This window comes from Corallococcus exercitus, assembly GCF_042231735.1.
Taxonomy (GTDB): Bacteria; Myxococcota; Myxococcia; order Myxococcales; family Myxococcaceae; genus Corallococcus; species Corallococcus exercitus_B.
This window is the reverse complement of record NZ_CP102577.1, coordinates 9062938-9076553: the sequence shown is the minus strand read 5'-3', so window position 1 is coordinate 9076553 and position 13616 is coordinate 9062938. Positions and strand designations below refer to the sequence as shown.

The 13616-nt window shown below is 64.3% G+C and carries 12 protein-coding genes; 6 read left to right on the top strand and 6 right to left on the bottom strand.

The window, feature by feature from the left end:
• Nucleotides 1-214: 214 nt before the first annotated feature.
• Complete coding sequence (locus NR792_RS36525; protein WP_375757340.1) at nucleotides 215-2209, top strand: AsmA-like C-terminal region-containing protein; 1995 nt, start codon at nucleotides 215-217, stop codon at nucleotides 2207-2209.
• Nucleotides 2206-2760, top strand: a complete 555-nt coding sequence (locus NR792_RS36520) for an RsbRD N-terminal domain-containing protein (protein WP_375757339.1) — start codon at nucleotides 2206-2208, stop codon at nucleotides 2758-2760. Before NR792_RS36525 ends, NR792_RS36520 begins: the two co-directional genes overlap by 4 nt.
• Here NR792_RS36520 and NR792_RS36515 read toward each other — a convergent pair.
• Nucleotides 2726-2896 (bottom strand): hypothetical protein, encoded by a 171-nt coding sequence (locus tag NR792_RS36515; protein ID WP_375757338.1) that lies wholly within the window; start codon nucleotides 2894-2896, stop codon nucleotides 2726-2728. The genes NR792_RS36520 and NR792_RS36515 overlap by 35 nt on opposite strands.
• Before the next feature lie 381 nt (nucleotides 2897-3277).
• Between NR792_RS36515 and NR792_RS36510 the strand changes: the two genes are divergently transcribed.
• The 3 genes from NR792_RS36510 (at nucleotide 3278) to NR792_RS36500 (ending at nucleotide 5375) form a co-directional block, all read left to right on the top strand.
• Complete coding sequence (locus NR792_RS36510; RefSeq protein ID WP_375757337.1) at nucleotides 3278-3589, top strand: PRC-barrel domain-containing protein; 312 nt, start codon at nucleotides 3278-3280, stop codon at nucleotides 3587-3589.
• Nucleotides 3590-3724: 135 nt separating this feature from the next.
• Complete coding sequence (locus NR792_RS36505; RefSeq protein ID WP_375757336.1) at nucleotides 3725-4120, top strand: hypothetical protein; 396 nt, start codon at nucleotides 3725-3727, stop codon at nucleotides 4118-4120.
• Nucleotides 4121-4733: 613 nt separating this feature from the next.
• Nucleotides 4734-5375 carry a hypothetical protein gene (locus NR792_RS36500; RefSeq protein ID WP_375757335.1) on the top strand — a complete coding sequence of 214 codons (642 nt, stop codon included), beginning with the start codon at nucleotides 4734-4736 and terminating at the stop codon, nucleotides 5373-5375.
• Between the two features lie 622 nt (nucleotides 5376-5997).
• On the opposite strand, the gene NR792_RS36495 is transcribed toward NR792_RS36500, so the two are convergent.
• Both NR792_RS36495 and NR792_RS36490 read right to left on the bottom strand, forming a co-directional pair.
• Nucleotides 5998-6981, bottom strand: coding sequence for an IS3 family transposase (locus NR792_RS36495; protein WP_375757334.1), 984 nt, complete (start codon nucleotides 6979-6981; stop codon nucleotides 5998-6000).
• Complete coding sequence (locus tag NR792_RS36490) at nucleotides 6978-7538, bottom strand: transposase (protein ID WP_375757333.1); 561 nt, start codon at nucleotides 7536-7538, stop codon at nucleotides 6978-6980. The genes NR792_RS36495 and NR792_RS36490 overlap by 4 nt, the downstream gene beginning before the upstream one ends.
• Before the next feature lie 104 nt (nucleotides 7539-7642).
• On the opposite strand from NR792_RS36490, the gene NR792_RS36485 reads away from it, so the two are divergent.
• Entirely contained in the window at nucleotides 7643-8386 is a 744-nt protein-coding gene (locus NR792_RS36485) for an IS630 family transposase (RefSeq protein WP_375757332.1), read from the top strand.
• 145 nt (nucleotides 8387-8531) lie between these two features.
• Here the strand turns inward: NR792_RS36485 and NR792_RS36480 are convergent, their stop codons facing one another.
• The 3 genes from NR792_RS36480 to NR792_RS36470 form a co-directional block, all read right to left on the bottom strand.
• The gene (locus NR792_RS36480) at nucleotides 8532-10043 is read right to left on the bottom strand and encodes a hypothetical protein (RefSeq protein ID WP_375757331.1); all 1512 of its coding nucleotides are present in this window, start codon (nucleotides 10041-10043) and stop codon (nucleotides 8532-8534) included.
• 490 nt (nucleotides 10044-10533) lie between these two features.
• Entirely contained in the window at nucleotides 10534-11946 is a 1413-nt protein-coding gene (locus NR792_RS36475) for a hypothetical protein (protein ID WP_375757330.1), read from the bottom strand.
• Between the two features lie 10 nt (nucleotides 11947-11956).
• Nucleotides 11957-13468, bottom strand: coding sequence for a hypothetical protein (locus NR792_RS36470; RefSeq protein ID WP_375757329.1), 1512 nt, complete (start codon nucleotides 13466-13468; stop codon nucleotides 11957-11959).
• Between the last annotated feature and the right edge of the window lie 148 nt (nucleotides 13469-13616).

Genomic DNA, 13616 nt, shown 5'->3' with positions numbered 1-13616 from the left:
GGGAGCTCGCGCTCGGCGCCGCCGTTCACGCGACAACTACCTTGACGCTCACCGCCCCGCTCCATCCACACCGGGCGGGATGTCACGAGCCCTCCGTCGGAGGTGTCACGGACGGAGAAAGGGCACGGCCCGTCGAGCGGCGCCAACTTCCCGGCGTCCCCCCATCTTTCTCGACATGAGCCGAACGTCTCATCACCGTCGTCGAGCCCTGAAGGTGGCGCTTGCCATCCTGGGCGCGGCATTTGTGCTGACGATCGCGGCGATGGCCATCAAGCCTTCCTGGCTCGGTGAGCGGCTGCGCGCACGGATCGAGGCAGTGGCAACGCGCTCGCTTGGCCGCGAGGTGACCATCGAGAAGATCGACGCGCACTTGCTCCCCACGCCCGGTGCCACCCTCACGAACTTCCGTGCCGAGGGAGCGGGCTCCGAGCCACCCTTCCTCGAAGCCTCCCGTGCCACGGCGACCGTCCAGCTCTGGCCTTTCGTGCGGAGCCTGGGCAAGGACGTGCGCGTTGGCTCGGTGCGGCTGGTGGAACCCACGCTGAACCTGGTTCACTACAAGGACGGCTCCTGGAACCACGACACGCTCGGACATCCGCCCGAGGGCGCCCCCGGAGCATCGGGAAGCGACACGGCCATCGAGCACCTGCGCATCCGTGATGGCGTGGTGCGTGTGATGGACCAGGAGGCGGAGGGAAGGCCCGCGGTGGTCGCCCTCCAGGACATCGACGCGGACTTGAATCATGTCGGGCGGGGCCAGCCACTCGAGGGCAAGGTGCGGATGGCAGTGGCCGCGCCCAAGCAGAACGTGGAATTGGACCTGAAGGTCGATTCGCTCCCGCGAAGCCTGCCTCAGGCCGGGCAGCCCTGGCCCCGGGCGGAAGCTCGCCTGCGGAGCAAGGACGTGTCCGTGAGCGCGTTCCGTCGTTTCCTCCCGGCCTCCGCGACGGAGTACTTCACCGGAGGGATGTTGGACGTCGACGTGGACCTGAAGACCGTACAGGGCCAGTACGTGCTCTCGGGACATGGCTCGGCGAAGGGACTGAGGCTGCGAGGAGACCCGGCGAACGGCTCGTTTGCCTTCGACTCGCGCATCGACCCAAACCAGCCGAAGGCGGTGAAGTTGGCGTTCACGCGAATCGCCCTGTCGGGCCCTGGAGTCGAACTGGGAGGAACCGCGTCCGCACAACTGGAACCCGCGCGCGTACGGTTCTCCCTGGCGGGCCAGGAACTGGACCTGGGGCACCTGCTCGGAGCGATGCCACCGCGCTCCGCTCCGGATGAGGCGCGCCCCTCCAACACGCCGCTCATCTCAAAGCGCGCGGGGATTGGGACGGTGGACGTGGATGGAACGCTCCGCATCGCGACCCTGCGCCATGGCGCGCTGACAGCGTCGGACGTCGACGTCCAGGCGACGCTGGGCGACGGCGCCCTCGTGCTCCAGCGAGGTACCGCGAAAATGTACGGCGGACGCGCGAATCTCACCGGCTCTCGCGTGGACTTCACGAAGGCGCAGCCTGTGTGGTCGTTCAAGGCGACGCTGGACGGAATGGACATCGCGAAGGCCTTCCAAGCTCTCGCGGGACACTCCTCGCTCCAGGGCGCGGCCAGCGGTGACCTCCAGCTCTCCGGAGCGGGCTTGGACTGGGAGCGGATCCGTGACCAGATGACGGGCACGGGGACCTTGCGGCTGCGGGATGGCGTCTACACGCCGACGGACCTGGGCGCGACGGTGGCTCCCGCCGTATCGCAGGCGCTGGAGGCACTGGGAATGAAGGGGGCCTCCGAGTCCGCGCGGGAGGCGGGGCAAGGCACACGCTTCAAGGACCTGGACGCGCGCTTCCGCATCCAGGATGGCTGGGCGTCCTTCACCCAGCCCATGGCGTTCGACTCGGACCTGGGAAAGGGGACGCTGGACGGACGGGTGTCATTGGATGAGCGCCTGGAGCTGAAGGGAGCGCTTCAGGCCTCCCAGCAGTTCGTGTCCAAGCTCACCCACGGCGCGGTCCCTCTCAGGGCGCCCGTATCGGTTCCCATCACCATCACCGGCACGGTGAGGGACCCCCAGGTGAAGGCCGGCGGTCCCACGGACATCGCACAGGATCTGTTGCCGGCGGTGCCCATTCCCAAGGAACTCAAGGGAGCTGCGAACCAGGCGCGCAAGGGGATGAAGGACCTCTTCCAGAAGCGGCCCCGCGAGAAGAGATGACCGCGCCGGCGGAGAACATTCGTCAGCATCGTGAGGAGATCATCTACAGATGGTCCGAGCAGGCCACCCGCGCTGCGTCCGCACGAGGGCTGGATGGGCCTGAGTTCAAGAACATCATGCCTGCGTATCTGGCCTCGCTCGCCGACGAGGAAGGGCTCCCAGGTGCGCACGCCAGCGCCCGGAAAGCGCACATTGAAAGCCACGTGGCTGCTCGCCTCCGGCAGGGCTTCAATGTGGCGGAGGTCATCGAGGAGTTCTCCATCCTGGGACGATGCATTACCCACGTGTGGGGGAACGTTTCGCCCGAGGACCGTCCCAGCGCCCGGGACGTGGAGCGCCTCTTCACCGAGCTGCATGGCGCATCCACCGCCGTGGCGGAACTCTTCAGTCAGCATCTGCTGGAGGACGAGCAGACGGAGAAACGCTACTTGCGGCTCCTCCAGAAGGGAGCCAACGAAGCGCTCATGGAGGAGTCGGCGTCCCTCCATCACCACTTGAAGGGGACCCTTGAGTTGATCAGACCTGGCACTGCGCATCGAACGGAGCATTGAACGCACGGACCAGATGGTGCGGGACCTGCTCGACGCGAACCGCATCCAGGCAGGCCAGCGGCTCCCGCTTCGCCTCGACACCTGCGACCTGGGCGGCATCGCCCGAGAGGTGGTCGAAGAGTTGATTGCGCTCCATGGTGACCGCCTCGTGCTCCATGCGGAGGAGCGGGTCCGGGGAGTCTGGAGCGCGGAGGAACTCCGCCGCGCGCTCTGGAACCTGGGCAGCAACGCCATCAAGTACGGTTCCGCCACGGAACCCCTCACCATCACCCGGACCGGGGACACGGGCGCGAGCGGCCGTCCACAACCGAGGTCCTGTCATCGCACTTGCGGACCAGGAACGGATTTTCAAGCCTTTCACCCGGACGCACTCCGCTATCACACGTCCCGTACTCGTCCCCCGCGACAACAGTCGAGCGGTACCAACGCCCGACACGGCGTCTGCCCTCGCATCGCAATGCCCACGGCAAGCCCATGTTCGGGTGTCCATCCTGTTAAGGAAGAGGAGGGTTGGCACATGCGATTTTCTGAGCGTATCCACCCAGGTCGCACCGTTGTAGCCGCAGGGGGGCAACAGATAGGCGTCGTGGAGGCCCTGTTCATTGACGGCGAGACCTGGAAGGTCGAGGGGCTTCAAGTGAAGCTGGGCTCCGACGCCGCCGACCAGATTGGAGCGTTCTGGAATTTCTTCCACGCCGGCCGGCTCGAGCTGCCGACCCGCATCGTCCAGTCAGTCAGCGACACCGTCGTGCTTTCGGTCTCGGTGGACGAGCTTCGTCAGGTACTGCCGTTGGAGCCGACACAGCGCTCACACGGAGCGCAGCCCTAGACAAGGAGCACTCACCTTCAGCTCCATCACCCACCATGCCCGGCTCTTTCGGTTACCCCTTCAATCTCACGAACATGGACCTTCCGGGCGAGGCGCAAGCATGGTGGCTCCATTCCTTCACTGAGGTGTCTCACCATGTCTTATCGCGTTACCATCGTCCCCGAACTGTCGGGGGTGTACGAGCAGCTCCCCTCCTCCGAGCGCCAACCCATCCAGGAGCGGCTGGACATGCTCGCTGCGGCGGCCGACGACGCCGCTCAATCCCCGTCTCGGGTGAGCCGCCCCCATGCGCAGGAACTCGCGGTTGTCTCTCCAGGAATTCACCGCGTATTCCTGGGCGACCAGTGGATTGCCTACCGCGTCCAGGCGGACGATCGCACCCTCCAGTTGCTGGACTTCGGCAGCTGGAGCATGAGCCCGCTGGCGCGCCAGGCAGCACCCGGTGCGGATTCGCCTGACTCGGGCCACCCAGAGGATGGCTGGGGCAACGAGGACGGCAGCCACCCATACAGGCCCGGTAACGGCGGTTGAGGCGGGTCGCCGCGGTAGGCGAAGCAAGCGGATGCGTCCTGGGGCCGCACGCCCGGGAGGGCGGTTTGCATCGCATTGATGAAGGAGGCCTGGGTTCGTGCTCCGCTGGCGCGCGAGTGCGTCTTCACTTCAGCCAACACGACTCGATGGGGTCGAGGTCGGGCCTGGAGGGAGGCAGGAACAGTCGGAACCATGGACGAGGTCGCCCACGGTGCAGTTCGCGGAGATTCAATCGGACCCTCGATTGAAGGACTCCCCAGCCCCCTCTTCGAAACCGCCGGATGTTGCTCGGCTTTCGGCCCGCCAGAGAGTTTGAGTCCTCCCAGAGAAGCGCCGAGAACGAGTTCGCGCAGGGCTTCGTTCGGGGAGCAAAAAAGAAGGCCCTGCCCTAAACCGGCAGGGCCTTTTTGCTTTTCCACGGGCCACTCGCTGAAAGTCGCGGGGTCTACCTACCCAAAAATTCGGTCGCGGCGTCATGAGGGCACCAAGGCCACTTCAGGCAGCGCGTCAATGCGAGCGAGAAGCGCGGAGGGCATCGTAAGGAAGGACTCCCAGAACCCTTGACCAGCGTGGCAGGAATCTGCTGCAGCCATTTCCACTGGAATGCCCCTGAGTGAGTGCCGTCTCCGACGCAGGCATCGAGAGCTTCAGCCACAATGGACACAGAATGAGTGGAAATGCGCAGAGCGAAGCCGCAGTCGCAGTCGCAGTCGCTGCGGATGGCGGAACAAGCCAAGCCTACCTTGAGACCAACGACATTGCCCTGCCTACCGCACCCGCCAGTACACAAACGAGCAATCCAGCCATGCCAGTGGGCAACTACAATTGGCGCGACTGGGTCAGCTTAGCCTCAGATGGCATAGGCGTAGCAGGCATCTTCGTCACAGTGGCAACGTTACTCACAGTTAGCAAGCTGCGACGCGGCGTACTGAGTCGAACTCGACTCCCAAGCCATATTATAGCTCTCCAAGAGTATGCCACAGAGCTAAGCAACACGCTTGCAAACATCGAAGAAAACAAGTCAGCCATCAACTCCACTATCGAAAAACTCGACTCAACTCTCTCTGAAGTAATACCACTAACAACAGGCGAATCCAATTCAAAAGCAAAATCCCTCAGAACAAAGGCCAGAGTTTTTTCCGGAAACAGAATAAACAGCAAAGACCAAGGCTGGGCAGTATACGCCAGCATCAACGGACTAATAGTCAATCTTCAGAACCTAATTGCCAATCAACAGGTGGCACCAAAATCATGATATCCCGAGAAAAAGCTTCGCGAATATACTCAGAACTTACTCGAAAGACACAGGAGGGGAAAGTACATTGGAGCAGGATTCCACGGGGCGAAGTAAGCGGATTTAGCGGAGACAAGCTAATTGACGCCTTTGGCGCCAAGTACAACAACTGGAAGCTAGGCCTTTTGCGAATGGCGGTTCGCGAGTACGACGGAGAGCGAGATCTTCATTATTTCTCAGAAGAAACAAAACTCGCGATTCTTACCCCACTGGATCGCGTCGAGCATGAGTTCCCGGCAGCACCTGGCCTCGACGATCTCTACAGCTCAGTAACATATGCGACATCCAACGCGGCAGATTTCATCGCGGACCTACTGGGAGAAAACAAGTCAAAGCCAAAATAAAACAATAATTCTTTCGCCGAGTGGAGATTAACGGACAGGCGTCCGGTGTTGCTCTGGGTATGAGGGGGCACACGAGAAGCCAAGGGTTGAAGCTGAAGCAGGCGGACAGCGCAGTGCTGGAGGTGCTGACTCACCGAGGACGCGAGTCGGTGCGGATATTGCGGCGAGCCCGGGTACTGCAACTACTAGCCATGGGCTGGGCGGTTGTGGGCGTTGCCGAGGCGGCGGGCGTCACTGAATCACGGCTCGGATGAATCCGTCGGTGGTCGCGGGTTGAATCTGCATGAGCCGGCTGGAGCTGAGTGAGGGGCAGAGGAACGCTGATACACCTGCTGTCGCTGGGCGAGCAGCGTGGCTTCGCGGCCGAAGTGTCTATCTTCGGGCGTGACGAAGCGGATGGCGGAGTGCCGGTGCTGGGTGTTGTACCAGGCGACAAAGCGCGTCACCCACGCCTTCGCGTCCTTGCTGGAGGCGAAGGGGCGTTGAGGGAAAGAGGGGCGGTACTTCAGTGTGCGGAAGAGGGCTTCGGAGAAGGCGTTGTCGTCCGAGACGCGAGGTCGGCTGAAGGACGGAGCCACGCCCAGCCATTGCAGCGTCGCGAGCATCGTGGCGCCCTTCATGGGGCCGCCGTTATCCGAGTGCAGCACCAGCCCTTCGGGGCGGCCCGCCTCGTGCCAACTGTCGCGGATGAGGGCCGCGGCATGCGAGGAGGACTCCTCCTCGTGGACGCGCCAGCCCATGATGCGGCGGCTAAAGACGTCCACCACGAGGTAGAGGTAGAGGAAGCAGCCCTTCATCGGGCCCTTCAGGTAGGTGATGTCCCAGCTCCACACCTGGTTGGGCGCTCGGGCCGTGTGCTCGGCCTTGGGGCGCGGCGTGGGAGGCTTCACGGGGCCCCGGTGGGCCAACTGGCCCGCCTCGCGTAGCACCCGGTAGACGCTCGCCTCGCTGGCCAGGTACTCGCATTGGTCCGCCAGCCTTGGCACCAGTTGCTTGGGCGAGACGTCGCGGAACTCCTCGCTGTTGGCCACCGCCAGCATGCGGCGCTTCTCCCCCTCGGAGAGTCGATTGGCGGGCCGGGTGCGCGGACCGCACCGCCCGTCCTGCGCGGTGGCCGGCTTCCTCCAGCGCTGAATGGTGCGCGGGGTTACCCCGAGCCGCTCGCAGACGACCTCCAGGCGCACGCCCTTCTGGAGGGCCTCCTGCACGTGCGCGAGCGTCATTTCTCGTGCTTCTCGTCCGCTGCGTCGTCCTCGTCGCCCAGTTCCCGCTCGTCCCAGCCCATCGCCTGAAGTTTTCTCTCGAGCACCAGCAACGCCGCTGTCTCCGCCAGCACCTTCTCCTTGCGGCGCAACTCCCGCTCCAGCTCCTTCACCCGCTTTTCCGCCGCCGCCAGCCGCCTGCGCTCCTTGGCTGGCAGGGCCTGCGTGGACGCGCCCCCGAGGGCTCCCGCGGCTGCCTGCCGCCACTCCTGCAGCTTCTCCTCGTGCAGCCCCTCACCGCGCAGCAGCGCTCCCAACGCCTCGCCTGTCAGCCCCTGGGCCGCCACCAGCACGCGCAGCTTCTCCTCGGGCGTCCGCTGCTTCAGCGCAGCGGGCACGGCGGGCTTCTTCTCCTCGGGCGGGGGCGTCATCGCCGCCAACTTATTCGCCTCCCGCAACCACTGCGACAACGTCGGCTGCGACACGCCCACCTGGCGGGCCAACGCCGCAGCACTCACCGCGCCCGGGCCCACCATCCGCTTCACCATTTCTGACTTGAATCCATCCGTGTACGGCACTGCGTCCTGCCTGCTCTCGCCCCCAAGGCGTCGTCGTCCCGGCCGTTCAGCCGAGGCGACAACTTCCCTGACCCAGGGGGATACCGGATGGCGATTTGGCCAAAGTGAAGCGACTGCTGGATGCCCAGCCCGACAGCACGACCCAGGAGATTGCGGATGCCTACGCCGAGGCAACAGGCGTGCGGGTGAGCCGCCCCACCATGGGACGTGCCTTCCGGCGCTTGGGCTATACGCGTAAAAAGTCACTCCTCGCCTCCGAGCGGCGCCTGGCGAAGAATCGCCGCGCGCGAAGGCGGTACCTGGGTAAGGCCGCCGAACTGAAGCCGTCGCACCTCCATTTCATTGATGAAACCGCAGCTACCCTCAGCATGACGCGCCGATACGGCCGTGCTCGGCGAGGGGCGCGCGCACGCGGTTATGTCCCTCTGGGTCGTCGGCAGGTGCTCACGATGATTGGGGACCTGACGCTCCAAGGAATGGGGCCCATGCTGACCTTCGAGGGCGCCACCAATGGCGAACGCTTCGAGGCCTATGTCCGAGAGGGGCTGTTACCCATACTCAAGCCCGACGACGTGGTTGTCATGGACAACCTCAGTGTTCATCACCGGCCCGCTGTCGAGGCGCTCATCCGCAGTCGCGAGGCTCACCTCCTCTTCCTGCCGCCCTACAGCCCCGACCTCAATCCCATCGAGTCCTGCTGGCTGAAGGTGAAGACGCGCCTGCGGGCCATCGGCGCACGAACCCATGCCGCTCTCATCCAAGCCATGCGCGAGGCACTCTCGACCGTGCTGCCGCAGGACGCAGCCGCTTGGTTCTCTTACTGCGGCTACCCACCTCAACCGCCGTGATCACCGTTGTAACTCGCAGGGGCTGCGCACTAATCTCTCAGTTTCACTGTCTCATTCACGTTGACAGGTTCCGCACCCGCACCGCGGGCTGAAGATAAAGTCACTCCGCGAGTTTCGTACTGCTAACTATCACCTTTGAGCTGTCCTATTTAACGGGGGCAACTGCACCAGGGAGTTTGGCGGCGATCTCAATCTTGACCTCCTCTCCGAAGCGCTGGAAGAGCTGTACCAGCAGAGGAAGGACACGGGTGGGGAGCCCCTGCGCCTCAAAGTGCTGCGAGAGGTGGAGGCGCCGTGTGGCGGGATCCGCGTTGGCTTGGCGGGCTCGGCGCAGCACCGAGGCCATGCTTACGCCGCTCGTCGCGCATGCGTCCACCAGGAACTCCAGTTCCTCGACCGTACAGAAGAACGTGTTTTCACGAGGAACCAAGTCCATATCCAGGCCTTTCGCGGCCTCCCGAATCTCTGCCTCTACTGGCCCTTGAATGAGGCCCTGACCAGGGCCCAGGTGGAGATCCTTCATGGTGACGACAAGCAGGAAGAACTCGTCCACATGGCCCGCCAACACGTCGTCGGGAGACGCACTGATGGCGCTTGCCGCAGCCAGTCCTTGCCCGACTGCCTTTAATACAGAACTACGAATGTGCTGGACCAAGACGCGCTCATCCGGAGAGGCCTGCGCAAGACGGCTGGTCTCAATGGCCTTCGCCTCGACCAGCACCGTCGCGTTCTCCGAAGGAATGGCGAAATCGGTCACCTTGCGACCCGGGTACCGCGCCCGAAGGTGGCGCTCGGTTCGGTGTTCCATGCCGGTGAATTCCAGAACGCGCGCGATGTAGTCTTCAAAAGCCTCGCCCAAATGGGAAGCTGCGTCAGAACCACCAACCTCACGAAACAAGTCAAAAGCGCTAAATCTGAGAAGATCAACGAGCAGGCTCGGGGAGAGGCAAATCATGCGATCAGGCTCTCGCAGAAACGGTCGTCGCTGAAGCGCGGTTGGCGCCTGGAAGCGAGCATCGAAGTCTTTGATCTTATCCTTTGCTGCTCTGATGCGTGCCCTGGCTCCCTCAAAAGTTTCGGACAAGAGTTCGACACTCCGGGTGACGACTGGCCGTCCGTATACAGGGTACAGTGACTCCAGGCAGGACGATGGGATAAACATCTTGTGGGCAATCAGAATCTGCGAACCCAACAGCATGTTGACCGCGAGGTAGGTTTTCAAGGGTACTTTGACCTGGGCCTCAAATTTCTCGGAGATACCCTTTGGGGTACGCGCCTCCCCGAAGATCGCCAACTGGCGGGCCAAGTCCTTTACGGGCGCCGAGCGCTGATACAGGAACTGCTGATGCACCAAGACGCGAATGAACTGAGAAGTGCCAGAATATTCATTCGGCAGGCGGGTTTCCAGCTCGTTAATGCGGTTCATCAAGTCCGCAAGGGTATTGATGTCTGGCTGCTTGCGGGTGTTATCGAAGTTGCCATCGTCGATTATCCACTCGATGATTCGCATCAGGTCCCACGGTCTCCAATAGCTCACCCGCTCACGCGGAGCATCATAGATGTCATGCAGTTGCTTCACTGCTAGAAGGAGAAGCTCGTTTCCGCGGAATTTGCGGATGCGATTTCGAATCGGCTTGTAGTCGTCGTACGTGAGCATTGGAGATGACCCGCGCTGGAGGTGCGCGCTGTGCCAACACGGGCTCCGACGATCATTGCTCTATTGCTCCAGGGTGTCCACGCGGGTTCGCTTCCAGCAGCACTCAGTTGGCCGAGGACGTCTCGGTAGGACTCAGCGTGACTGTCGCGAAGAGCATCGGCCAAGCGGACTTCTGGAAGCCCGCCTGGATAAAAGCAGCGTCCATGGCGAGGGAATGCGACTGCTGGAGATGTGGGTCACCCTGGAGAGGGCCTGGGCCAAGATGGGCGACTCGTGGCCAGGCACGGCGGTCCCAGCTGAGCCGCAGAGAGCCGTGGATGCCACCTCGCGGTCCCCCCCTGTGTCAGGGAAGTTGTCGCCTCGGCTGCTCGGCCGGGATGACCACGCCCTGGGGGCGAGAGCAGGCAGGACGCAGTGCCGTACACGGATGGCTTCAAGTCCCAGAGGGTGAAGCGGAGTTACGCGCGGCCCTGAGTCGCGCCGTCCAATCTCAGCGGAGGGCCTTCTCCAGCTCCTCGCGGCTGAAGTCCCTGGAGAGGTTGTTCGGGTCCCAGAGGTCGGCCAGCTCGACGATGGCCGGCAGCAGAGCCTGGATGCGGTCCTTGAGCCTGGCGCGCACGTGCTCCTTGAACCGCTGGTTCTTCATGCGGGCCAGCTCGCGCACCTCTTCCGGGACGCGGTTGACCAGGTCGTCGAGGGGGCGCAGGCCCCGCTCGAGCGCGCTGTCGACCTCGCTCTGGAGGTTGACCGGCAGGGCCTTGAGCTTGCCGGCGGCGTCCTTGCGAGTGATTTCCTCGAGGTGCTGACGGAAGAGGTAGGACTCCGCGAGCTGCTCGAGGGTCTCGCTGCCCAGGGACTGGACGAAGATGCCCTTGAACTTGTCGCGGAACTTGTTGTCGAGCTCCTCGGTGAGCCTCCAGTCGGTGTCGATGGCCGAGCACACCTTGTCCTTGAAGCTGGAGGCCTCGCTTCGCTGGGCCGAGCTGGGCACGCGTGAGGCCCAGTCGGAGAGGTAGCCCTTGGCCTGGTCGAGCATGACCTTCGCCTTCCCCAGGTCGTTCTTGTCACGGTATCTGTCGACCTCCGCCCGCGTCGCGTTGAAGAGCAGAAGGACGCTGCCCTTCTCCGCCTGCACCAGGCTTTGGTAGGCCGACACCAGGTTGCGGTAGTGGCCTTTCTGCACCTGGTAGACTTCGGAGCCACCTTGCACGGCGTCCAGCAGGTTGCGGTCGATTTCGTCGGGGATGTCGACATCGAACAGCGAGGCGACGAGCTTGGCCAGATCCACGCCCTTGCCGCTCAGGAGCTTGTCATCGAACTTGAGGGCCACGTCGAGCGACTTCGCGGTGGCACGCGAGACGCCCTCGCTGGTGCGCTTGAGCACGCCCGGGGCGAGCTCGTCGACGATGGACTGCGCCATCCGTGAGACTTGCTGCACCACCTGACGCTGGTCGTTCTCGAAGATGACGTCCTTGGACAGCAGGAAGGCCCACTTGTCCCACAGCTCGCCCAGCATCTTGTTGAGCAGGTCTTGGTGGACGAGCAGGTCGCCGTGGAGCTGGGGCGTCTGCACCTTGGCCAGGGAGTCGAAGAAGGCCATCTCGTGCTCCAGCGCCTGGTACCAGAAGAGCTGGAGGGCGGGCGAGAGCATGTTGTCCTTGGCGGCATCACCAAAGGCGCGGCTGATGTCGGCCGTGGCCGTGGCGCAGCGCTCCTGCCACTTGCGCTGCGTCCCCAGATTGCCGGCGCTGGCGTCGAGCATGGCCGACAGGGCTTGATCGGCCGCGTTTCCAACCTTCACGATGGCGTCGCTCAAAGCGCGCTTCACCGTGTCGGGGGCGCCCTCCGAGGCGCGGTTCAACCGTTCGTTGAGTTCAGAGACGCGGCTTGAATACCAGCCCATGGAGTGCTCCTTACAGGCTCTGCTCGCTGGTGATGCGCCAGGGGCCACCGTTGCGGCGTTGGACCGTCCAGCGCCGACGCACGTCGACTGAGTTGAAGGTGCGGGTCTGGCCTTCGAAGAGGCCGACGTGGTCCAGCTCCAACTCGACCTCCTCGACGCGCGGCAGGCCCGGGGCCTCGTCGCCCCGGATGACGACCCGTACATCGCCCATCCAGCGCACCCGCGCGTCGAGCACCTTGTTGAGCAGGAGTTGCCGCGAGCGCACCCACTCACTGTCGCGGCCGTTCCATGTCCAGACCGGGTAGTAGATGGGCCGGTCGGTGTCTGGCACGGCGCGCCAGTCCGCGAAGAGGCCGTTCCAGGTCTCCTGGTCGCCGCGCTTCACGGCCGAAATCATCGCGGTGAGGACCTCGCGCGGGCTCGCGTCGTCGGCCGGAGCGCCAAGGCTCTCCTGGCTGAGCGTCTCCTCTCCGGCGAAGCGAGGTCCGCCCTCGCTCGGGTCGCTGACATCGACGCAGACCACGCCGCCGACCAGCGCGGCGACGGGCTCCACCTCCAGGCCGGCGGCGGTGCGGCCCGAGCCCGCGAGCAGGCGGGGATCCGGAAGGATGCGGCCGAGCACGGCGATGTCGAGCCTCACCGACGGAGCAACGCGCTTCTGGTAGCGCTGCATGGCGGAGAAGACCTTGTTCATGGCCGGGGTGTTGGCGGGGCAGAAGACCCAGGCGCCGGACTGGTTCCAGGCCAGGTAGCCCTTGCCCATGTCGACCAGCCACTCCCGTTGCGTCAGCGTCGGCAGTGAGACCAGCTTGCCGGTCACCGCCGAGCGGTCATCCCGGAAGGGGTCGACGACGGGGAAGGCGCCGAGTGTCTCCCCTGCACGCGCCTCCAGCAGGACCTTCCACGCCGCCGCGGCCTGGAGACCGATGGCCTTCACCTGCTCCTCGCCCCGGGTGCGGAACTCAAGGGCATCCGCCGGGAGCGTGACGAGGTCTCCCTCGAGACAGGCACGCACCGTCTCCCAGTCCTCGCGCATCGCCGTCGCGAAGGGGCCGGGATGATGCTCGACGAGGAAGTCGACGCGGGCCTTGTGTCCGAGGTGACTCGCGAGCTCCGCGCGCGTCCCTCGCGAGGTGCGCCAGGCGCCGAAGGTGCTGTCGAGCAGGCGCTCCCAGTCGAAGACGCGCTTCTCGAGCCATGACATCCAGGTCTCGTCGAAGCCGTCGCGCCCCATGCGCTCGGGTCCTCCCGGCCCGAGGATCTGCCGCGTCGTATCGGCGATGCTCCAGGTGCGTTCATGGAGCAGGGCGCCGCTGAACTCGTGCTCCTCCCAGCCCTCGCCGGGCTCACGCCGGCGAACGATTCGCACCTGGACCTTGTCACCCTCCTTGCGCCCCTGTTTGTCCCAGGTCTGGTTCTCGGCGTACTGGCCGAGCATGAAGGGCACGGTGCGCTGCGTGGTGGCCAGATCGGGTGGCTTGACGACAGGCTGCCCGTCGACGGCGATGACCCGGTCGCCCACGCGCAGTCCCGAACCGCGGAAGCCGCTGTCCCAGGAGATTCACGTCACGTGGAGGTGGGGCGTCAGGGCGTCGAAGCGCGCGTCGAGCTTGAGGCCGCTGCGCAGGCCATCTTGGAGGTATTCCTTCTCGGCGCCACGAGGGTTCATG

Excerpts from the sequence above, each read along its gene's own strand:
- NR792_RS36520 (WP_375757339.1), top strand. The coding sequence starts at position 2,206 with ATGACCGCGCCGGCGGAGAACATTCGTCAGCATCGTGAGGAGATCATC.
- NR792_RS36515 (WP_375757338.1), bottom strand. The coding sequence starts at position 2,896 with ATGGAGCGCAATCAACTCTTCGACCACCTCTCGGGCGATGCCGCCCAG.
- NR792_RS36510 (WP_375757337.1), top strand. The coding sequence starts at position 3,278 with ATGCGATTTTCTGAGCGTATCCACCCAGGTCGCACCGTTGTAGCCGCA.
- NR792_RS36505 (WP_375757336.1), top strand. The coding sequence starts at position 3,725 with ATGTCTTATCGCGTTACCATCGTCCCCGAACTGTCGGGGGTGTACGAG.
- NR792_RS36495 (WP_375757334.1), bottom strand. The coding sequence starts at position 6,981 with ATGACGCTCGCGCACGTGCAGGAGGCCCTCCAGAAGGGCGTGCGCCTG.
- NR792_RS36480 (WP_375757331.1), bottom strand. The coding sequence starts at position 10,043 with ATGCTCACGTACGACGACTACAAGCCGATTCGAAATCGCATCCGCAAA.
- NR792_RS36475 (WP_375757330.1), bottom strand. The coding sequence starts at position 11,946 with ATGGGCTGGTATTCAAGCCGCGTCTCTGAACTCAACGAACGGTTGAAC.